Annotated in this window: 19 protein-coding genes; 13 read left to right on the top strand and 6 right to left on the bottom strand. The window is 69.4% G+C overall.

The features are described 5' to 3' along the window. The first annotated feature begins 31 nt into the window (after nucleotides 1–31). Nucleotides 32–1579, top strand: a complete 1548-nt coding sequence (gene eccB / locus ACYVL2_RS17690) for a type VII secretion protein EccB (protein ID WP_460545759.1) — start codon at nucleotides 32–34, stop codon at nucleotides 1577–1579. Nucleotides 1580–1659: 80 nt separating this feature from the next. Further along, nucleotides 1660–2469, top strand: coding sequence for a nuclear transport factor 2 family protein (locus ACYVL2_RS17685; RefSeq protein WP_460545756.1), 810 nt, complete (start codon nucleotides 1660–1662; stop codon nucleotides 2467–2469). A 135-nt stretch (nucleotides 2470–2604) separates the two neighbouring features. Here the strand turns inward: ACYVL2_RS17685 and ACYVL2_RS17680 are convergent, their stop codons facing one another. Beyond that, entirely contained in the window at nucleotides 2605–3375 is a 771-nt protein-coding gene (locus ACYVL2_RS17680) for a GntR family transcriptional regulator (RefSeq protein ID WP_460545753.1), read from the bottom strand. 235 nt (nucleotides 3376–3610) lie between these two features. On the opposite strand from ACYVL2_RS17680, the gene ACYVL2_RS17675 reads away from it, so the two are divergent. The 10 genes from ACYVL2_RS17675 (at nucleotide 3611) to ACYVL2_RS17630 (ending at nucleotide 14467) form a co-directional block, all read left to right on the top strand. After that, entirely contained in the window at nucleotides 3611–4534 is a 924-nt protein-coding gene (locus ACYVL2_RS17675; RefSeq protein ID WP_460545750.1) for a type 2 periplasmic-binding domain-containing protein, read from the top strand. Nucleotides 4535–4548: 14 nt separating this feature from the next. Further along, entirely contained in the window at nucleotides 4549–5313 is a 765-nt protein-coding gene (gene ehuC, locus ACYVL2_RS17670) for an amino acid ABC transporter permease (RefSeq protein ID WP_460545748.1), read from the top strand. After that, complete coding sequence (locus tag ACYVL2_RS17665; RefSeq protein ID WP_460545747.1) at nucleotides 5310–5978, top strand: amino acid ABC transporter permease; 669 nt, start codon at nucleotides 5310–5312, stop codon at nucleotides 5976–5978. Before ehuC ends, ACYVL2_RS17665 begins: the two co-directional genes overlap by 4 nt. Continuing rightward, complete coding sequence (locus ACYVL2_RS17660; RefSeq protein ID WP_460545745.1) at nucleotides 5959–6771, top strand: amino acid ABC transporter ATP-binding protein; 813 nt, start codon at nucleotides 5959–5961, stop codon at nucleotides 6769–6771. The genes ACYVL2_RS17665 and ACYVL2_RS17660 overlap by 20 nt, the downstream gene beginning before the upstream one ends. 191 nt (nucleotides 6772–6962) lie before the next feature. Further along, on the top strand, nucleotides 6963–7643 hold the full coding sequence (locus tag ACYVL2_RS17655; RefSeq protein ID WP_460545743.1) for a potassium channel family protein: 681 nt from the start codon (nucleotides 6963–6965) through the stop codon (nucleotides 7641–7643). A gap of 2 nt (nucleotides 7644–7645) precedes the next feature. Continuing rightward, nucleotides 7646–8995 carry a TrkH family potassium uptake protein gene (locus ACYVL2_RS17650; protein WP_460545741.1) on the top strand — a complete coding sequence of 450 codons (1350 nt, stop codon included), beginning with the start codon at nucleotides 7646–7648 and terminating at the stop codon, nucleotides 8993–8995. Nucleotides 8996–9085: 90 nt separating this feature from the next. After that, a complete protein-coding gene (locus ACYVL2_RS17645; protein ID WP_460545739.1) occupies nucleotides 9086–11488 on the top strand; it encodes an ATP-binding protein in 2403 nt (800 codons plus the stop codon). 18 nt (nucleotides 11489–11506) lie between these two features. Beyond that, a complete protein-coding gene (locus ACYVL2_RS17640) occupies nucleotides 11507–11905 on the top strand; it encodes a roadblock/LC7 domain-containing protein (protein ID WP_460545737.1) in 399 nt (132 codons plus the stop codon). 238 nt (nucleotides 11906–12143) lie between these two features. Next, nucleotides 12144–13820, top strand: a complete 1677-nt coding sequence (ctaD, locus tag ACYVL2_RS17635; protein ID WP_460545735.1) for an aa3-type cytochrome oxidase subunit I — start codon at nucleotides 12144–12146, stop codon at nucleotides 13818–13820. Nucleotides 13821–13912: 92 nt separating this feature from the next. Then, entirely contained in the window at nucleotides 13913–14467 is a 555-nt protein-coding gene (locus tag ACYVL2_RS17630) for a cysteine hydrolase family protein (protein ID WP_460545733.1), read from the top strand. A 10-nt stretch (nucleotides 14468–14477) separates the two neighbouring features. Here the strand turns inward: ACYVL2_RS17630 and ACYVL2_RS17625 are convergent, their stop codons facing one another. Then, nucleotides 14478–15245, bottom strand: coding sequence for an undecaprenyl diphosphate synthase family protein (locus tag ACYVL2_RS17625; RefSeq protein WP_460545731.1), 768 nt, complete (start codon nucleotides 15243–15245; stop codon nucleotides 14478–14480). Nucleotides 15246–15304: 59 nt separating this feature from the next. After that, complete coding sequence (locus tag ACYVL2_RS17620) at nucleotides 15305–17125, bottom strand: phosphoenolpyruvate carboxykinase (GTP) (RefSeq protein WP_460545819.1); 1821 nt, start codon at nucleotides 17123–17125, stop codon at nucleotides 15305–15307. A 431-nt stretch (nucleotides 17126–17556) separates the two neighbouring features. On the opposite strand from ACYVL2_RS17620, the gene ACYVL2_RS17615 reads away from it, so the two are divergent. Next, the gene (locus ACYVL2_RS17615; protein ID WP_460545730.1) at nucleotides 17557–17682 is read left to right on the top strand and encodes a hypothetical protein; all 126 of its coding nucleotides are present in this window, start codon (nucleotides 17557–17559) and stop codon (nucleotides 17680–17682) included. Between the two features lie 14 nt (nucleotides 17683–17696). Here the strand turns inward: ACYVL2_RS17615 and ACYVL2_RS17610 are convergent, their stop codons facing one another. The 3 genes from ACYVL2_RS17610 to ACYVL2_RS17600 form a co-directional block, all read right to left on the bottom strand. Beyond that, nucleotides 17697–18251 carry a hypothetical protein gene (locus ACYVL2_RS17610; protein ID WP_460545728.1) on the bottom strand — a complete coding sequence of 185 codons (555 nt, stop codon included), beginning with the start codon at nucleotides 18249–18251 and terminating at the stop codon, nucleotides 17697–17699. Between the two features lie 70 nt (nucleotides 18252–18321). Continuing rightward, the gene (locus tag ACYVL2_RS17605) at nucleotides 18322–18984 is read right to left on the bottom strand and encodes a hypothetical protein (RefSeq protein WP_460545726.1); all 663 of its coding nucleotides are present in this window, start codon (nucleotides 18982–18984) and stop codon (nucleotides 18322–18324) included. Nucleotides 18985–18992: 8 nt separating this feature from the next. After that, a partial coding sequence (locus ACYVL2_RS17600; RefSeq protein ID WP_460545724.1) for an FtsK/SpoIIIE domain-containing protein occupies nucleotides 18993–21289 on the bottom strand: 2297 nt, incomplete at its 5' end.

The following is a 21289-nucleotide window of genomic DNA, read 5'->3' as shown; positions in this document are numbered from 1 at the left end:
ACTCCCCCGATTCCGAGAGAGGCGTACTTCGATGCCGCAGATGCGTTCCCGCCGGGAGCAGGTGGACGCCCACCGTTTCATCACCGCGCGGATGAACCAGGCACTGGTGCTCGCCAATCCCGACTCGGTCGAGCGTCCGCTGCGGCGCATCGGCGTCTCGGTGTTCGCGTCGGTGATGATCATGGTGCTGATCTTCGGCGGTTTCGCGATCGCCGCCTTGATCGGCAAGGGCAACGACCGGCCGATGCTCAACCACATCATCACCGAGAAGGGCACCGGCGCGATCTTCGTGTACCGGACGCAGTCGGGCGGGGATCCGACCGAGGAGGACCCGGCGAAGCTGTGGCCGGTCAGCAATTACACTTCGGCGCTGCTGCTGCTCCAGCCCTATGGGGACCAGGAGGTGCCGCGCCAGGATTTGAAGCCGACGTCGCTGGTGGGCTTCCCGAAGGGCTACACCGTCGGGATCGAGGGCGCGCCGCCGTCGCCGCCGGATCCGGAGAGTCTGCTGCAGGACGAGTTGTGGCACGTGTGCTCTTCGCCGCCGGAGGACTCCTCGAGCCTGCGGCTGGCGCAGGTGATGGTCGCCGAGGACGCCGACTTGGCCGATCCGGTGCCGCTGGACGACGAGTGGCTGTTCGCGGCCGACCCGGTCGACGGGGTCCCGTACCTGCTCACGAACGACCGGCGGTTCAAGATCACCGATGAGGACTTCTTCGACAAGCTGCAGCTCGACCAGGACGACGTGATGACGGTGAAGAAGGAGGTCATCGAGGCCATCACTCCGGGACCGGACCTGCGAGCGGAGGAGCTGGAGTACTTCGACGAGCCCTCGGGGGTCGTCGTCGACGGCAGTGAGCTGCTGTACGGGAAGACGGTCGTGGAGGGTTCGGCCTACTACATCCTGGTGAAGAACGACGCCGGCGAGCCGGAGTTCGCGAAGATCGGCGAGGTGATGCAGCGGCTGCTGCAGGACCAGCCGACCGAGATCGACTCGGCGACGTTGACGCAGTACGGCGGTCAGGCCGACTACGAGCCGGACCAGTTCCCGCAGCGGCGCGTTGAGGACCCGCGGACGCTGACCGGTCCGCGTCCGGCGGTGTGCGGCGTGTACGACCCGGGCGACCAGGGCGATCTGACGATCGGCTACTACGAGTCGGCTCCGAAGCTGCTCACCGACGCGGCCGAGTCGATCAGCTTGGACAGCGCCGGCCGGATCCAGGCTCCGGGGAGCCCGGTGGCGCAGGTGGTGCTGCCCGCGGGGAACGCGGCGCTGGTGACGGCGCAGCAGCTGCCGGGCCGGAACATCGGCAGCATCGTCTACCTGGTCGACAGCTTGGGCTACAAGTACGGGCTGGTCGACGCGGACACGGAAGCGGGGACGACGCAGGGCCTGCTCGGTTACGGCAGTGTGGACCCGGTGGGCGTGCCGGAGTCGATTCTGGCGCTCATTCAGGACGGCGTGCCGCTGAATCCGGAGGAGGCCCGCAAGCAGCTGGATCCGAGCGGTGAGTCGCAGCCGCCGTTCGATTCCGGTGAGGACGAGACCTCGCCCGAGGCCGAGGACGGCGGCGAGTAGCCGGCGTTCTCGGGGCACGTCGGGACACCGCTCGCGTGCTAGCCTGACGCGACGAAACACCACAGACCTGAGGAACCATCATGGCTTACCCGCCGCAGCAGCCGGGTTTCGACCCGAATCAGCAACCGCCCCAAGGTGGGCAGCCCGGGGGCTATTCGCCGCAGCAGCCCGGGTACGGGCAGCAACCCGGTTACGGCCAGCAGCCCGGCTATGGACAGCAACCGGGCTATGGGCAACAGCCGGGTTACGGGCAGCAGCCGGGCTACGGGCAGCAGCCCGGCTATGGGCAGCAGCCGGGTTACGGCCAGCAGCCCGGCTACGGGCAGCAGCCGGGCTACGGCGGTCCCGGGGGACTGCCTCCGGCGCCGCAGAAGTCGAAGGCCGGTCTCATCATCGGCGTCGCGGCCGGCGCGGTGGTCCTGGTGGCCGCGATCGGCCTGCTGGTCTGGCAGATGGGCGGCGGCGGCAGCGGTGCTCCTTCGGCGTCGGACTCGCCGGAGGACGTGGTGGAGAAGTACATGGAGGTCTCCGCCTCCGCCTTGGAGTCGGGCGGCATGTCCGACCTCGAGTCGATCGCCGACGATGTGCGCCCGTTCTTCTGTGAGGAGGCGCAGTCGGAGATCGACACCGCTTTGGAGGGCTACAGCTCCGCGGACCTCGGCGAGGAGTACGCCGCCGCCATGGAGGAGATGGAGGTGACCATGGACTACACGATCACCGGATCGTCCGAGGAGGGCGACACCGCGGTGGTCGATGTGGAGGTCACCGGTGAGATGAACATGGGCGAGCTCGGCAGTTTCCCCCTGGATTCGACCATGAGCCTCGACATGGTCAAAGAGGACGGCAAGTGGCTGATCTGCGACAGTGAGGCCGGCGGCTTCATCGAGTGACGCCGCCGCACGGGCTTGCGGGCTCCGCCGGGCGACCGGCGGGGCCCGTCTCGCGTGCCGCTCGGTCCGACCGGGCGAAGTAGGCGCTCTGTCGGCCACCGATGCGGTCGAGAGGCGACTGGACGCTCAGCGGCCTCAGACGCTGTCGGGCAGGTCGAGGCGGTCCAGCGGCTGCGGCACGTCGGGCGTCTCGGCCAGCAGGCGCTCGGTCTCATCCTCTTTGGACTCGGTGGGTTCGGCCAGGAGCCGCCGCACCTCCGCCTGGAGGTGCGCGGCAAGCAGATCGCAGTAGCCGTCGGTGTCGCCGTCGGAGAGGGCGGTGAGGATCGCGACGTGCTCGGCGACCAGGTCGCGGTGCACCTCGAAGTGCTCGTACATCGAGAAGGTGCACAGTCGCGTCTCGATCAGGAGCGTGCGCACCATCCGCTCGAGCCGCTCCGAACCGGAGCCGGAGGCGAGCACGCGGTGGAAGTCCAGGTAGGCGTCGCCGAGACCGCGCGCGTCGTCGGCCCTGAGCGCCTTCTGCATCCGCTTGAGCTCGGACGAGAGCGCCTTGAAGACCGGTTTGCGCTCGGCCGCAGGCAGGGCCGCCACCCGCCTGCCCAGTTCGGACTCGATGCGGGTGCGCAGCCAGTGGATGTCGCGGACGTCGTCGGCGGTCATCGTGCGCACCGCCAGGCCCCGCCGTCTCGGAATCACCAGGAGTCCCTCGGCGCACAGCCGCTGCATCGCCTCGCGCAGCGGTCCCCGGCTGACGCCGAGCTGATAGGCCAGCTCGGCCTCGCCCAGAGGCGCGCCCGGCGGCAGCGCTCCGTCGACGATCGCGCTGCGGATGGTGTCGGCGATGAGGTCCACCGTCGAGGTCCGCCGCACCGGCGCCAGCCGCCCCACCTGACGCGTGCTCAAGGACCCGCTCCTGCGATCCGACACTGCCGTCTCTCTCCTTCTATGAGTACTGCTCAGCATCTTAGCGCCACGTCCGAAGCGCTCTCGGTTCAAAGCCGCACTTTCGGGGAACCCTGCAATAACGTGGTACTCCGACGATTTCGTTACCGAACGTCAATCATCGGATTGTCGACAAACTTACAGTAGACCGCTAGGGTCGGCAATGAACACGAGAAAGTTTCTGGAGGAGACCACCGTGTCTGACAATTTGAAACTGAACCGCCGCCACCTCATGCTCGGCGCATCGAGCGGCGCCGCCGCACTGGCCCTGGGAGCCTGCTCCCAGACCGGCGGGGGCGGCAACGGCGACGGCGAAGGCGGCGGGCTGCTGGAGCAGGCCCAAGAGGGCGGCACCATCCGCGTCGCCTACGCCAACGAGAACCCCTACGCCTACACCGCCGAAGACGGCTCGGTCACCGGACAGTCCGTGGCCACCCACACCTACCTGCTCGAACAGCTGGGCATCGGCGCCGACCAGATCGAATGGAAGCAGACCGAGTGGGGCAGCCTCATCCCCGGACTCGGCACCAACCACGACATGGTCATCGCCGGCATGTTCATCAACCCCGAACGCTGCGAGCAAGTGGCCTTCGCCGAACCCGACTACGTCATGCCCGACACCCTCCTGGTGCTCGCCGGCAACCCCCTCGGCCTCACCGACATCAACTCGGTCGCCGAACACGACAGCGCCGTCATCGGCGTCATGAACGGCACCACCGAGCACTCCAATGTCGAAGCCATCGGCATGCCCTCCGACCGCATCAACGTCCAAGAGGACCTCTCGGCCCTGATCCTCGAACTCAAGGCCGGCCGCGCCGACGCGATCGCCCTCACCCAGATGAACCTCCAGCTCGAAGCCGAAGCCGACGACGAACTGGAGACCACCGAGGGCTTCTACCCCGTCGACGAGAACGGCGAGGAGATCATCGGCGCCGGCGCCGCCGTCTTCCGCCCCGCCGACACCGCCTTCCGCGACGCGCTCAACGAGGAACTCGCCAAGCTCCTCGACGACCCCGCGCAGTGGGAGAGCCTCGTCAGCGAGTTCGGTTTCACCCAGGAGCTCCACTTCCCGCCGGAGGACCTCACCGCCGAGGAACTCTGCGGCGGCAATTACCAGTAAGCGGAGCCGACCACATGGACTGGTCGAGAGTCATAGACTCCCTCCCCGGCTACGCCGACCCGCTACTGGTGACCATCCAGGTCACCGTGGCGGCGTCGGCGCTGGCGCTGGTGGTCGCCTTCACGCTGGGGCTGGCGACCAGCTCCAAGCACCTGGTGGTGCGCACCCCGGCACGGGCCTTCGTCGAACTGATCCGCGGATCTTCGGTGGTCGTCCAGCTGTTCTGGTTCGCCTACGCGATGCCGGTCATCCTCGGCATCCAGTTCGACTACGCGATCCTCGTCGGCATCGTCGCCCTCGGCCTCAACTACGGCGCCTACTCGTCCGAAGTCGTGCGCGGCGCCATCGGAGCGGTCCCCAAAGGTCAACTCGAGGCGTGCACCGCACTCGGATTCACCAATTTCCAGAAGATGCGCCTGGTCGTCATCCCCCAGGCCTGGCCGGAGATGATCCCGTCGCTGAGCTCATTCGCGATCATGCTGCTCAAAGCCAGCGCACTGGTCTCCATGGTGGGCATCGCCGACATCACCTTCCGCGCCGACATCCTCGGCGGCCAGCCCGGCCAGAGCCCGCTGCCGCACTTCACGGTCATCCTCGTGATCTACTTCGTGCTCGCCTGGCTCATCTGGACCGGCATGCGAGCCCTCGAACGCCGCGCCAAACGCGGACTCGGCCAAGGCAAACCCAGCAAGCGCGACGTCGAACCGTCCGCCGAAGCCCTCGGCGGCGTCATCGAAGAACCCACCGCCGGAACGAAGCGAGGAGGTGACGAGCAGTGAACGGCTGGAACAACGAAATCGCCGCCGAGATCTTCCCGATAGTCCTGCAGGGCTTCTGGACGGTCCTGAAGGTCACCGCCGTCGCCGGCATCATCGCGGTGGCGCTCGGCCTGCTGATCGCGATCGTCGAGCAGGTCGCACCGGTCTGGGTCCGGCGCCCGGTCAGCTGGGTCATGCAGTTCGTCCGCAACACGCCGCTGCTGGTGCAGGTCCTGTTCGTCTGGTACGCGACCAGCCTCTACATCAACCCCGACTGGAGCGCGTTCGCGGTCGGCTCCGCGGTGCTGGGAATCCACTACGCCTCCTACACCTCCGAGTCCTACCGCGCCGGCATCGAAGCGATCCCGGCCGGCCAGTGGGAGGCCGCGACGGCGCTGAGCCTGCCGACCCACCGAACCTGGTTCGCGGTGATCCTGCCGCAGATGATGCGGCGCTCGACCGCGGCGGTCGCGAACTGGATCATCGCCATGTTCAAGGAAGTGCCGGTCCTGTTCGCGATCGGCGTCCTCGAGATGATCGCCCAGGTCCAGAAGTACCAGGGCCTGAACTACGCCGGCGCCCTCGAGGGTTACACCATCGCGGGCCTGCTGTTCCTCGCAGCCTCCTACCCGGTGGCGGTCGCGATGAGGAGATTGGAGATTCGCCTTGCCAAGTCCCACTATTAACGAGCCCATCATCCGCTTCGACAGGGTCAACAAGTCCTTCGGCGACCTCGAAGTGCTGAAGCAGCTGAGCTTCGACATCGACCCCGGCGAGCGCGTGACGCTCATCGGACCCTCCGGTTCGGGGAAGACCACGATCCTGCGGCTGCTCATGACACTCGAGCACGTCACTCCGGTCAAGCACCCCGAGAAGAACGGCGGCGTCATCTGGGTCGAGGGCGAGCCCTACTCCCACATGAAGCGGGGCGACAAGCTCCACGTCGCCTCCGAGCGCTACCTCAGGCACCGCCGCCGCAAGGTCGGCATGGTGTTCCAGCAGTTCAACCTCTTCCCGAACATGAAGGTGCTGCGCAACATCACCGAAGCGCAGGTCCACACCCTCAAACGGTCCAAGGACGAGGCCGAGGCCAAGGCCAAGGACCTGCTGGAACTGGTCGGCCTGTCCGACAAGATCGACGGCTACCCCAGCCAGCTCTCCGGCGGGCAGCAGCAGCGCGTGGCCATCGCCCGCGCGCTGGCGATGGACCCCGACATCCTGCTGCTGGACGAGGTCACCTCGGCGCTCGACCCCGAGCTGGTGAACGACGTGCTCGGCGTCCTGCGCGACATCGCCGACTCCACCAGCATCACCATGCTCATCGTCACCCACGAGATGGGCTTCGCGCGCGACGTGTCCAACCGGGTGATGATGTTCGACCAGGGCGTCATCGTCGAAGAGGACTCCCCCGAGAAGATGTTCTCCGATCCGAAAGAAGTGCGCACACAAGACTTCCTTCGGGCAGTGCTGTCGGAGTAGAATTTGAATCTCCTCCATCCTTGGAGAGTGTTAGGGGTGTTCGAGGGGGGCGGTCATGAGGGGTTTAGGGCCGCCCCCCTCTTTTCATGCCCGCACCCGGCCGGTCCCCAGCGTGGTATGACGTGCCGTCACCGACCGTCAGTGGCAGAATCAATCAGCGTGTCAACACCATTTCGCTGGGAGGACCCGCGATGAACCTCTTCGGCAGGGACGAGGTCGCGCCCGGAGAGGCCGTGGCCGTCATCGGCCTGGGCCGCTTCGGCTCGGCCGTCGCCCACTCCCTCACCCGCATGGGCCACGAAGTCCTCGCGATCGACGAGCGCGCCGACATCGTGCAGCGCTACTCCGAGACCCTCACCCACGTCGTCCAGGCCGACTCCACCGACACCGGCGTGCTGAACCAGCTCGGCGTCGGCGAATTCGACCACGTCGTCGTCGCCATCGGCACCGACATCGAAGCGAGCGTCCTGACCGTCCTGGCCTGCGAGGAATCCGGAGTCCGCGAGATCTGGGCCAAGGCCATCAACGCCAAGCACGGCCAGATCCTCCACCGCACCGGCGCCCACCACGTCGTCTACCCCGAAGCGGCCATGGGCGAACGCGTGGCCCACCTCGTCAGCGGCAAGATGATGGACTTCATCGAATTCGACGACGGCTTCGCGATCGTCAAGACCCGCGCCCCCGCCGAAGCGATCGACCGGGCCCTGGGCGAATCCCGGCTGCGCTCCAAATACGGCGTCACCGTCGTCGGCATCAAAAAAACCGGAGAAGACTTCACCTACGCCACCCCCGAGACCGTCATCGCCGAAGGCGACACCCTCATCGTCTCCGGCAGCACCAAAAAGGTCGAGGCGTTCGCCGCCACCACCTGACGATGAGCAACTTCTTCAACTGGTTCACCCGCCACCCGGTCCGCCTCGTCCCGGCCGGATTCGCCATCGCCATCGCCATCACCACCGCCCTGCTCCTCCTCCCCATCTCCCTGGCCGACCCCGGCGAGACCGGCTTCATCGACGCCCTCTACATCGGCACCTCCGCCATCACCGTCACCGGACTGGTCACCCTCGACACCGGCACCCACTGGACCGTCTTCGGCGAAGGCGTCCTCATGATCGCCATGCAGATCGGCGGCCTCGGCATCATGGCCAGCGCCGCATTCCTCGGCCTCATCGTCAGCAAACGCCTCGGCCTGCGCTCCCGACTCATGGCCCAAGCCGAAACCAACCGCGCCATCAACATGGGCGACGTCAAAGGCGTCCTCCTCAGAGCCGTCCTCGTCATGGCCACCGTCGAACTCATCACCGCGACCCTGCTCGCCCTGCGGTTCTACTTCGGCTACGGCTACGGCCGCTTCAGCGCCATCTGGCAAGGCCTCTTCCACGGCATCAGCGCCTTCAACTCCGGCGGATTCAGCCTCTTCTCCAACTCCATGGAGAACTTCGTCCACGACCCCCTCATCATCGGACCGATCACCATCGCCGCCATCATCGGCGGCCTCGGCATGCCGGTGCTCTTCGAACTCGCCCGCCGCAACTGGGGCCACCGCAAATGGACCCTGCACACCAAAATGACCCTCACCGGCACCACCATCCTCTTCGCCGCCGGATTCTTCCTCTTCCTGCTCTTCGAATGGTCCAACCCCGCCACCCTCGGCCCCTTCGCCTGGCACGACAAACTCCTCCCCGCCACCTTCCAAGCCGTCATGCCCCGCTCCACCGGCTTCAACTCCATCGAAGTCGGCCAACTCCAATCCCACTCCATGCTCGTCGCCATCGTCCTCATGTTCATCGGCGGCGGCTCGGCCTCCACCGCCGGCGGCATCAAAGTCACGACCTTCTTCGTCCTGCTATGGGTCATCTGGTCCGAAGTACGCGGCGAACCCGACGCCTCAGCCTTCCGCACCCGCCTCAGCGAAGCGGTCATCCGCCAAGCCCTCAGCGTCGCACTCGTCTACGTCGCCTTCATCGCCACCGGCGTGTTCCTACTCCAAATGTTCGAACCCCACATCGACCTGGTGCACATCATGTTCGAGGCCACCAGCGCCGGCGCGACCGTAGGACAATCGACCGGCATCACCGCCGACCTCTCCGGCCCGTCCAAAGCCGTGTCCATTGTCCTCATGTACGGTGGCCGGATCGGCCCGGTGCTGTTCGCGACCTCCCTGGCGATCCGCACCCGGCAGCGGCTGTACCGTTATCCCGAAGGTCGCCCGCTGGTCGGATGAGGCCCCATGCCCGAGCCCACCCCCACTACAAGCGCAGATAGTGTGAGCCTTACCGCAGCGCGGTTCGTCGCCCGAGAAAGGACTCCCCCGATGTCCCGTAAAGCCCGGCAGCGCACCAGTCGTCTCCCGATCCGGATGCAGCTCATGCTGCCGATCGCCGCCGCGCTCATGGGCATGCTCGTCCTGGGCCTCTTCCACGCCGTCCACGTATGGGGCGGCTACCAGAACGCCACCGACGCCGAAGTACTCGCCGACCTCGCCGACGACCTCGCCCAAGTCCTCGACGGCCACCAGAACGAAGGCAGCCCCCTCCTCGAAGCGGCCCTGACCGGCCAGAGCGAGAACCTCGACGTCGAACAAGCGCGCGACACCACCGACGAAGCCATCGCCGACCTCGAAGTCTCGGCCGAAGCCGCCCGCGACCGCTTCCCCCAACTGGTCGGACGCATCGACAAGCTCCTGGTGCTCATCGACCAGTTCGCACCCGCCCGCCGAGGACTCGACCTCCTCGCCTCCGGCGAGGCCGGCTTCGGCGACCAGGCGGTCGAGGCATCCCTGTCGATCTACCCCGCCATCGCCGACGAACTGGTCGGCCTGGCCTCGCTGCTGCCGAACCTCGTCAACGACGCCGGCATCTCCGCCCAGATGGACGCGCTGGCCTCGTCGATGCAGGCCGGACGCCTCGCCGCCGAGATCCGCTTCCGAGTCACCGCCGACCTGGCCGTCCAGACCGCGTCCGAGCAGATCCAAGTCGATCGGTCGGCGCTCTACAGCGCCGCCTACCTGTCCGGCAACTTCGACCGCCAGATCATCGACTTCCAGGCCAGCGCCTCCTCGGAGGTCGCCGACGTCTACGCCGAGGGCGCACGCTCCCCCGAGGCGACCACCGCCCGCCAGGCGCTGACGGTCTACCTCTCCGGCGACATCCCCGACATCACCCCCGCGGAGTTCTCGGCCGCCCAGGGCGCGGTCGTCGGCAGCCTCCACCAGACCCAGTCCCGGGCCCTGGAGATCATGAACGCCGACGTCGCCAACCTGCGCGACTCCTCGACGCGGACGCTGCTGACCACGTTCGCGCTCATCATCATCCTGGCGATGACGGCGATCATCTCGGCGGCCATGCTCGCCCGCCGCATCAGCCTCCGCGTCGACGGCGTCCGCGAGGCGACGCTGACGGCCGCCTACGACACCCTGCCCAAGACCGTCGCGGCCGTCTCCCAGGCCTCCAACGCCGACGAGGTCGACCGGCTGCTGCAGAACGCCAAGAAGCAGACGGTCATCGCCACCGACGCCCGCTACTCCGACGAGCTCGACAGCCTCGCCGAGGCCTTCAGCGCCGCCCACCACCAGGCGCTGCGGCAGACGGCGAACCAGGCGCTGCTGCGCATCGACGTCGAGGCGATGATGAAGACCCTCGCCCGCCGCGGGCAGAGCCTCATCCGCCGCCAGCAGCAGGTCATGGAGTCGCTGGTCGACGACTCGGGCTCGACCGAGCACATCCCCGAGGAATGGCGCAGCGTCTACCACCTGCTGTCCCGCATGCGCCGCAACGAGGAGAACCTGCTGCTGCTCGCCGGCGGCGACCCGCAGCGGCGCTACGACCGGCCCACCGACATCGCCACGATCATCCGCGACGCGGTCGGCGAGATCGAGGGCGCCGGCCGGGTCATGGTCGACAACCAGGTCTCGGCGCTGCTGGAGACCAAACCGGCCGGCGACGTGGTCCGGATCCTGTCCGAACTGCTCGACAACGCCGCCTCCTACTCGCCGCCGACCCAGCAGGTCAGGGTCACCTCCCGGCGTTCGGGCTCGGAGATCGTCCTGTCGGTCGCCGACGACGGCATCGGCCTCAACCCCGACCAGATGTCGGCGATCAACCGCCGCCTGGCCGAGCCGACGCAGCTGAACTCCGAGCTGACCGCCACCATGGGCCTGCTCGTGGTCGGCCGGCTCGCCGCCGAGCACTCGGTGAGCGTCCAACTGCACTCGACGATGGGCAAGGGCACGCTCGCGCTGGTCCGGCTGCCGGCGTCGGTGCAGGCCGAGGCGCACACCGACATGGGGCCGCTGGGAGGCGGCGGCACGTCGGCGCGGCTGGCGCTGTCGGCCCACGCGGCCAACCTCCCGATGACCGGCACCGGAGCCGACGCGGCCGCCGAGGGCGCGGCCGAACCGATCGTCCCCAAGCCGCGCAAGGCCGGGGTGACGCCTGAACCACGGCCTGTAGCTGGGACGGAGCCCGCCACTGCGGGACCTTCCGGCGAGTCAGTGGATGTTACCTTCAGGAAGGTGAACAGAGCACTCGAAACCGCCGGAGGTCCGAACGGCACGGAACTACCGCGGCGAGCTCCGGGGACCCGGCTGCTGCCGGGTTCGGTCCCCGGCGCGAAGCCCGGCTCCGGTGGCATCGACCTCGACCCTGCCGAGATCCGCGACCGTCTGACCGGCTTCGCCTCGGGTATCGCGGCGGCCTCGGAACAAGAACACCGTTGATAACTAGAAAGCAGCGAGATGGATACCAAGGACAACAACGTCGGTGAACTCGACTGGCTCCTCACCTCCTTCGTGGAGAAGGTCCCGGACGTGTCCGAAGCCCTGACCGTCTCCGTCGACGGGCTGGCGATCGCCGCCTCCCAGGGCTTGACGACCGACCGCGCCGACCAGCTCGCCGCCATCACCTCCGGGCTCGCCAGCCTGACCACCGGAGCGGCCAAGGTCCTCGACGCCGGCCGCATCCGCCAGTCGGTCATCGACATGGACGAGGGCGTCCTGCTGCTCATGGCCGTCGGCGACCGGGCGCAGGTGGCCGTGCTGGCCAACGCCGGCTGCGACCTCGGCCAGGTCGGCTACGAGACCGCGCTGCTGGTCAAGCGCGTCTACGCCGCGCTCGAACCCGACGCTCGGAACTGACGCGTCCTCGCACGGGACGTAGGAGATTGCTCACGAGTCGGCGGCCACCGCCCCCGGCGACCACCGCGACGCCCTCGACCCTCCTTGGACAACGCCCGTACTACCTGCGACGATGACCGAACGTGTCGCCGCCGCTCACGCTGGGCCACGCCCCATGGCGCTCGCCCCTCCGCGAATGCGAGTGAGTGAGGGACTATTCTGCGATCGCTACCTGGAAAGAGAATCTGGAGGCCCACAGGTGACCACGGTTGAGCCTAAGGTCGAACCAACGCCTATCGTCGCGCGTCCCTGGCCGGTGCGCCGCGAGCCGAAGGGTTCCTGGCTCGCCCGGACCCTGCGCACGACCGACGCCAAGCAGATCGGGTTGCTGTACTTCGTGACCTCGATGGCGTTCTTCGGCATCGGCGGGATCCTCGCCCTCCTGATCCGCGCCGAGCTGTTCCAGCCCGGCCTCCAGATCGTCTCGTCGGAGCAGTTCAACCAGCTGTTCACGATGCACGGCACCATCATGCTGCTCATGTTCGCCACGCCGATCGTGTTCGCCTTCGGCAATTACCTGGTGCCGCTGCAGATCGGCGCCCCGGACGTGGCGTTCCCCAGACTCAACGCCTACGCCTACTGGCTCTACCTGTTCGGCTCGTCGCTGGCCGTGGCCGGCTTCATCACCCCCGGCGGGGCCGCGGCGTTCGGCTGGTTCGCCTACCAGCCGCTGTCGAACGCGGTCCACTCGCCGGGGATCGGCGCCGACATGTGGTTCGTCGGCCTGGCGATCTCGGGTCTGGGCACCATCCTCGGCGCGGTCAACATGATCACCACGATCGTGACCATGCGCGCCCCGGGCATGCTCATGTTCCGCATGCCGATCTTCACCTGGAACATCCTCATCACCAGCCTGCTGATGATCCTGGTGTTCCCGATCCTGGCCGCGGCCCTGTTCGCCGTCGTCGCCGACCGGCAGATGGGCGCCCAGGTGTTCGACCCCGACACCGGCGGGGCGATCCTGTGGCAGCACCTGTTCTGGTTCTTCGGCCACCCCGAGGTCTACATCGTGGCGCTGCCGTTCTTCGGCATCGTCTCCGAGATCTTCCCGGTCTTCAGCCGCAAACCGATCTTCGGCTACAAGACCCTGGTGGCCGCGACGCTGGCGATCGCCGGCCTGTCGATGGCGGTGTGGGCCCACCACATGTACGCCACCGGCTCGGTCATGCTGCCGTTCTTCTCGCTGATGACGTTCCTGATCGCGGTGCCGACCGGCGTGAAGTTCTTCAACTGGATCGGCACCATGTGGAAGGGCCAGCTCACGTTCGAGGCGCCGATGCTGTTCAGCCTCGGCTTCCTGGTGACGTTCCTGCTCGGCGGCCTGTCGGGCGTGCTGCTGGCGAGCCCGCCGATCGACTTCCACGTCTCGGACTCCTACTTCGTGGTCGCCCACTTCCACTACGTCCTGTTCGGCACGATCGTGTTCGCCGTGTTCGCCGGCGTGTACTTCTGGTTCCCGAAGGTCGCCGGCCGCATGTACGACGAGCGGCTCGCGAAGGTGCACTTCTGGTTGACGTTCATCGGCTTCCACACCACGTTCCTGGTGCAGCACTGGTTGGGCAACGAGGGCTTCCCGCGCCGCTACGCCGACTACCAGGTCGGTGACGGGTTCACGGCCCTGAACATGGTCTCGACGGTCGGGGCGTTCATCCTCGGCCTGTCGACGCTGCCGTTCGTCTGGAACCTGTTCAAGTCCTGGAAGGCCGGGCGGCTGGTCGAGACCAACGACCCGTGGGGTTACGGCGGCTCCCTGGAGTGGGCCACCAGCTGCCCGCCGCCGCTGCGCAACTTCGACCGGCTCCCGCGCATCCGCTCCGAGCGCCCGGTGTTCGACGAGAAGTGGGGCCACCTGGTCAAAGAGGTCAGAGGGCACTAAAGGTCGCGTCAGGGCCCGGGAGTCGCGACTCCCGGGCCCTTTTTCCATCCCACCCCTGTACGGGCTCGTTCCCCGTCGCTAGAGTTTGAAACATGACCCGGGCATTGATCGTCGTGGACGTGCAGAACGACTTCTGTGAGGGCGGATCCCTCGCGGTCGCCGGAGGGGCTGCCGTGGCCCGCAACGTCACGCAGCTCATCAACGCCTCCGAGGGGCGCTGGGACCACGTCGTGGCCACCCGCGACTGGCACATCGACCCCGGCGGCCACTTCTCGCCCGATCCGGACTTCAGCGAGTCGTGGCCGCCCCACTGCGTGGTCGGCACCGCCGGATCGCAGTTCCACCCCGACTTCGACCACACCCTCGCCGAGGCGATCTTCGACAAGGGCGCCTACGAGGCGGCCTATTCGGGGTTCGAGGGCTCGGCCGGCGAGACCAGCCTGGCCGACTGGCTGCGCGGCCGCGACGTCGACGAGGTCGAGATCGTCGGCATCGCGACCGACCACTGCGTGCGGGCGACGGCCCTGGACGCGGCCGCCGAGGGCTTCGCGACGACCGTGCTGCTCGACTACACCGCCGGGGTGGCCCCCGCGTCGACCGAGAAGGCCGTCGAGGAGCTCACCGACGCGGGCGTCACCGTCGGCTGACCTCGGGCCGCTAGCGGCCGTAGCGGCGGTTGCGGGTGGCGAAGGAGCGGACCGCGCGCAGGAAGTCGACACGGCGGAAGTCGGGCCAGTTCGAGTCGCAGAAGTAGAACTCCGAGTACGCCGACTGCCACAGCAGGAACCCCGAGAGGCGCTGCTCGCCGGAGGTGCGGATCATCAGGTCGGGGTCGGGCTGGCCGGTCATGTACAGGTGCCGGGCGATCGAGGCGGCGTCGACCGCTTCGGCGGCCTCCTCGATGCTCGCGCCGGACTGGGCCTGCTCGAGCATGAACGAGCGGACCGCGTCGGCGATCTCGCGCTGCCCGCCGTAGCAGACGGCCAGATTGACTCGGACCCCCGTTTTGTCGGTGGTGCGCTGCTGGGCGGCTTTGAGGGTCGCCTGGTGCTCCGGCGGCAGCAGGTCGAGGGCGCCGACGATGCGGACCTGCCAGGGCTGGGCGGGTTCGGCCAGCTCTCCGGCCAGTTCGCAGATGATGTCCAGCAGCGGGTCGAGCTGCTCGGCCGGCCGTGAGAGGTTCTCGGTCGACAGGAGGTAGATCGTCACGTGGTCGACGCCCAGTTCCTCGCACCAGGTGAGGAACCGTTCGATGTGCTTGGCGCCGGCGCGGTGGCCGTCGTTGGGGTCGGTGTAGCCCATGTCGCGCGCCCACCGGCGGTTCCCGTCGACCATGACGCCGATGTGGCGCGGCAGGACTCGCCCCGCCAGCTCGCGGGCGAGTCGCCGTTCGTAGAGGCGGTAGAGCAGATTCGAGATCGCCACAACAGGCAATTGTAGGCCGGGGCGTTCGGCGCCCCGGCCCCAGTTGCCCGCGGGGGCCGCTACCGCGCTTCGAGGCGGTTCTTCAACGCGTCCAGCTCGCTCCACAGCACGGTCGGCAGCTTGTCGCCGAAGCGCGCGAACCAGCCTTCGACCAGCGGGATCTCCTCTGACCACTCGTCGCGGTCGACTTCGAGCGCGGCCTTGAGGTCGGCCGGTTCGAGCTCGAGGCCGGCGGTGTCGAGCGACTCGGGGGTCGGGCAGTACCCGACCGGCGTGTCCACGGCGTCGGCGCGGCCTTCGAGCCGCTCGACGATCCACTTGAGGACCCGCGAGTTCTCGCCGAACCCGGGCCACAGGAACCGGCCGTCGCTCGAACGGCGGAACCAGTTGACGTAGAACACCTGCGGCAGGAGGGCCTCGTCGAGCGCGGACTTGCCCATCTCGATCCAGTGCCCGAAGTAGTCGGCGGCGTTGTAGCCGATGAACGGCAGCATCGCCATCGGGTCGCGGCGCACCACGCCGACCTGCCCGGCGGCGGCCGCGGTCGTCTCGCTGGAGAGCGTCGCGCCCATGTAGACCCCGTGCACCCAGTCGCGCGCCTGCGTGACCAGCGGGATCGTCGTCGCCCGGCGTCCGCCGAACAGGATCGCGTCGATCGGCACGCCGCGCGGGTCCTCGTAGGCCTCGGCCAGGACCGGGCACTGCTCGATCGGGGTGCAGAACCGGCTGTTGGGGTGGCTGGAGAGTTCGTCGCCGCCGGGGGTCCAGGGCCGGCCGAGCCAGTCGGTGGCGCGGTCGGGGGCCTCGCCGGCGCCCTCCCACCACACGTCGCCGTCATCGGTGAGCGCGACGTTGGTGAACAGGGTGTGGCCGCGCTCGATGGTGCGCATGGCGTTGGGGTTGGTGTCCCACCCGGTGCCGGGGGCGACGCCGAAGAAGCCCGACTCCGGGTTCGAGGCCCACAGCCGCCCGTCGGGACCGAAGCGGAGCCAGGCGATGTCGTCGCCGAGCGTCTCGACCTTCCAGCCGGGGATGGTCGGCTCGAGCATCGCCAGGTTCGTCTTCCCGCACGAGGACGGGAACGCCCCGGTCACGTGGTAGACCTTCCCTTCGGGGCTGGTCAGGCGGAGGATGAGCATGTGCTCGGCGAGCCAGCCCTCGTCGCGGCCGATGACCGAGGCGATGCGCAGCGCGTAGCACTTCTTGCCCAGCAGCGAGTTGCCGCCGTAGCCGGACCCGTACGACCAGATCTCGCGGTCGGCCGGGAAGTGGGAGATGTACTTGGTGTCGTTGCACGGCCAGGGCACGTCGCTCTCGCCGGGCTCGAGGGGCTTGCCGACCGAGTGCAGGCACGGCACGAACTCGGCGTCCTCGCCCATCGCCTCGAGCGCCTCGGTGCCCATGCGGGTCATGATGTGCATGCTGGCGGCCACGTAGGCCGAATCGGTCAGCTCGACGCCGAACATCGGCCGCTCGGCCTCGAGCGAGCCCATGCAGAACGGCACCACGTACATCGTGCGGCCCCGCATGCACCCGCGGTACAGCTCGGTCATCGTCTCGCGCATGTAGTCCGGCGCGGTCCAGTTGTTGGTCGGACCGGCGTCCTCGGGGTCCTCCGAGCAGATGAAGGTCCGCTCCTCGACGCGCGCCACATCGGACGGGTCGGTGCGCGCCAGGAACGAGTCCGGCTTGCCGTCGACCGGCACCAGCGTCCCGAACGCGACGAGTTCGGCGGTCAGCCGCTCCCATTCGGCGTCCGTGCCGTCGCACCACACGACCTGGTCCGGGCAGGTCAGGTCGGCGATGTCGGCGACCCACGCGAGCAGGCGCTCGTGGCGCGTCGGCGGATTCGTCAGCCCCGTGATCGGTGTTGAGGTCATTGAATCTGTGCTCACTGTCGCTCCTTCGGTTCAGGGCAGCGGTCGGTTCCGCGGGCACGCTCACCGGCCGGGGCCGGCACCTCGCACGCTACGTGACCCCACCACTGCGCGCAGCCGGTCATGCGCGAACGATCGCCGCTTGAGCAGTACTTCCGCCTGAGGATTCCTACAACGTGTTTGTAGTTGCTCGAACAGAGCAGATCTATCGACTGTTCGAGCTCAGTCGATCATAAACGATCACCATGGCGTGAGGGCGGCTCGCCATGGCAGCGCGACAGAGCCGTTTCGCGCATCGAACGAGCGCGTTATCGCGGCGTCACGGGGCGGTTACCCCGCCGGGCCGCCTCGTATTCGCGTGTTTCCCCGCCCCGCGCACGCGTCTGTATCAGGATCGGGCCATACCCACCGAGCAGCGAGCAACGGAGGCGGCCATGGCCCATCGCAGAGAACAAGAGGCGCCCAGGAGCCGGCGCATCAAGACGTGGGGCGTCGGTACGGCCGTCCTGGCCGCCGTCGCCCTCGCCGCCGTGCTCGCGGTCCTGACGCTGTGGCCGTGAACGGCGGCGACCGCTCAGACCGCCGGGCCTCTGCGACGCAGGTCGTCGACGCTCAGCATCGCCTCGCGCAGTTCCTTGAGCCAGTCCTCGGCGTGCTGTTCGACCAGCCGCACGCACCACGCCAGCGCGTCCGAGCGCGAGGAGGCCACCCCGGAACCGACGAGGGTGTCCAGCACCAGGCGCTCGGGCTGCCGCAGCCGTGTCGTCACCGGGATCGACTGGTGCGTGAACACCATCGTCGTCCCTCCGCACCGCGCCCCCCATGACGCCTGCCGGTGGTACCGGTACTGCAGCTGCTGCGCTATCTGGACCCGCATCTCCCGTGTCGCCTCCCGGAACCGGGAGATCCGGCCCTCCTCGGTCGCGGCCCGGTCGGATTCGGTGGCGTCCTGCGGGTGGTCGGGCGTCGCGAGCGGGCAGACGACGATCATCTCGTCGCGGTCGGCGGTCACCTCCGGGAGTCCGGCGATCCAGCCGTCCGGGAAGATCCCGTATATCCAGGCCGGCGCATCGTCCGTGGACGGCAGAGGCCCGTAATGCCACGAACTGGTGTCGTCGATGCCCGCCATTGCGTCTCCTCGGGTGCCCTCTCGCGTGCGAGTACGCATCAAGGTGTACCCCATGGCGGCAAACGCGCGCTCACACGCCCCGTAGGAACACTCCCGCCAGCGCGCAGGTGGCCGCCAGCGCTCCGCCCGCGCACGCGACCACGTGCCCGGGCCGGGGCCGGATCCGGTACTGCCACGGCAGCCACGCCCCCAGCACGAGGGGGCCGGCGCCGACGCCGCCGAACAGGACCAGGGCCGCCACCGCCTGCCGCCACCCCTCGGCCGCTCCGCGGCCGAGCAGCCACGCCGCCGAGGCGACCGCGAGCGCGCCGATCACCGCGCCGAGCAGGCACGCGGTGACGACCGTGTGGCGGGGCGCCTCGATCGGCAGTTCTCCGTCGCGGGCGAGGCGCAGCAGCCGGTCGGCGCGCGCCAGGCGCGAGCGGACCTCGGCCTGGTCGGGGTCGCCGGAGCCGGCCGGGCCGGTCGGGGCCGGGCCAGCGCGGCGGCGGCCGACGAATCCGGTCAGGGCGCTCCACAGTTCGGCGGTGGCCTTGTCGGTTTCGGCGACGAGTTCGGCGGCGGCGTCGGCGGCGCGGGCGGCGCGGTCGCGTTCGGCTCCGGCCTCGGCGACGGTGCGGTCGAGCGCGGCGGTCTCGTCGCGGTCGGCCTCGTGGGCGGCGCGCAGGTCGGCATCGGTGGCGGCCGCTGCGCGCAGGTGGGCTTCGACGGCGGCCCGGTAGTCGGTCTCCATGGCGGCTCTCAGGTGCGGGCGCGGTCGAGGACGGCGTCGGGGCGGGTGAGCAGGGCGTCCGACTTGTAGGGGATGACGACGGTCGGGCGGCGGTGGCGGGCGCGGTCGAAGTAGAGGCCGCGGCGGGCGCGCGGGTACCAGGCGGGGCCGCCGGGCTGCGGTGAGAGGGGCGCGAGTTCGGGTCCTTGGACGTCGAGGGCGAGCCAGGCGTCGATGGCGTCGAAGCGGGCGGCGTAGCCGCCGAGGTCGTCGCGCAGTCGCGGCACCGACCGCCACCATCCGATGGTGTGGAGGTGGCGTTCGGGGCCGTCGAGGAGCATCGACCGCAGCGCGGCCTGCTCGGCGGGGTCGCTGTGGGCCGAGCCGGCGTCGACGGCGTACAGCAGGTTGAGGCGGAAGGCGCCGTCGGCGCGGCCGGGCCAGTCCTTGCAGGCTTCGGCGAGGCCGCCGTGCCAGGTGACGTCGGCGCCGGCCGTTTCGAGGGCGGCGGCGAGGGCGAGCGCTCCGGCGGCGGCGTCGGGGTCGAGGCAGCACAGGTCGACGGCGATGTGCTGGGCGCGGGCGGCGCTGAGCGCGGCGGCGGCGAGGATGTCGGCGGCTTCGCCGGTCCGGGTGCCGACCACGGCGAGGTTGCGGCCGGGGGCGCGGTGGAGGGCGAGGTGGGCGCCGCGGGCGGCGACGTCGATGGTCTGGCCGACCAGGGCCGTCTCCGGCGGCGGGGCCGTCTCGGGCAGGGCTGGGACGTGGTCGCCGTCGAACAGGGCCGGGGCCGGGAGGTCGGCCGGGCGTCGTTCCCACAGTCGCCGTTGGAGGTGCGCCCAGGTGCCGGCGTGGCCGGCGGCGGGCACGGCGACGGTCCGGTTGGCGCGCTCGTGGCCGGATTCGTCGTTGACCACCGCGTGGTGGCGGTCGAGGGTGTCGGCGGCGGCGTTGTCGTCGGCCAGGACGCGGCGGGCCCCCGGCAGGGCGATGCGGAGGGTGAACTGGGCGACGAGGCTGGGGCGGCCCCAGAGCGCTTCGATGCCGGCGATGTCCTGGGAGGCGAGGACGAGGTGGATGCCTTGGCTGCGGCCGCGGCGGGCGAGGTCGTCGAGGAGGGCGACCGCTTCGTCGCTGACGGCGTCGCGTCCTTCGAGGAGGACTTGGAACTCGTCGACGACGGCGACGATCCGCGGCCAGTGCCCGGCCGGGTCGGCGTCGCGGAGTTCTTCGAGTTTGGTGGCCTCGCGGGCTTTGGCCGCTTCGGCGCGGCGGCGCAGCTCGGCTTTGAGGTGGCGCAGGAGCGCGAGCCCGAATTCGCGGTCGTCGTTGATGTTGACGCCGACGAGGCGGACGTGCGGCAGCCAGGTCGGGTCGCGCCGGCCGGCGGCGAAGCGGGCGAAGGAGACGCCCTCTTTGAAGTCGAGGAGGTGGAGCTCGAGCTGGTCGGGACCGTAGGCGGCGGTCAGGCCGGCGATCCAGGCGTAGAGGAGGTTGGTCTTGCCCGAACCGGAGGGCCCGCCGACCAGGGCGTGCGGCGGGTTGTCGCCGAGGGCGACGCGGACGGGCGCTCCGGCGGGGTCTTCGCCGAGGACCGCTTCGAGGCCGCGGGCCGAGTCGCCGGCCCAGAGGCGGTCGGGGAGGAGGTCGGTCAGGCGGGCGGGGGCGCGGCCGGCGGTGTGGGCGGCGGCGATGGTCTTGGCCGCGGCGGTGATCGCCCCGGCCGGCGGGGCGGGGTCGAGGACGAGGGGGGCGCCGGGCAGGCCGGTGTAGGCGCGGTCGGTCAGGACCGGGAGGTCACCGCCGCCGTCGCCGACGATGACGACGTGGACGCCGGCGCCGACGCCGGTGCGCAGCAGTCGCCCCAGTTGGGCCCGCTCGTGGGCCGGCCAGGAGTCCGCCTCGGCGCTCTGGAGGACCAGGACGCGCCACGGTTCGGGGCGGGCCCCGGATTCGCGCGCGAGGTCGGCCAGGGAGGCGTGCTCGCCGGCCAGGACTTCGGCGTTGACGCGTCGGACGTCGTCGACCAGGCCGTCGAGGGCCTCGCGCAGCCCCGAGGGGCCGATGAACGACAGCAGCCCGGCTTTGCCGAGCGGCGCGAACGCCGACAGCGACCGGCCGAGCTGCTCGGGATCGTAGACGTGGAGGCGCACCAGACCCGGCGCGGCCGAGCCGACCGCGCGCAGCAGCAGGCCCGGCAGCGCGCTCTCGGCGCCGGGGTCGATGCGCAGGTGCGCGCGGTCGAGGAGCGCGACCAGGGCCGGCAGGTCGGCCTCCTCGTCGAAGCGGCCGACGCGCAGCAGCGGCGCGAGGCCGCGCCCGGTCG

This window comes from Glycomyces halotolerans (assembly GCF_054779575.1).
Note: the sequence above shows the minus strand (reverse complement) of the source record. Positions and strands in the feature narration are given on the sequence as shown.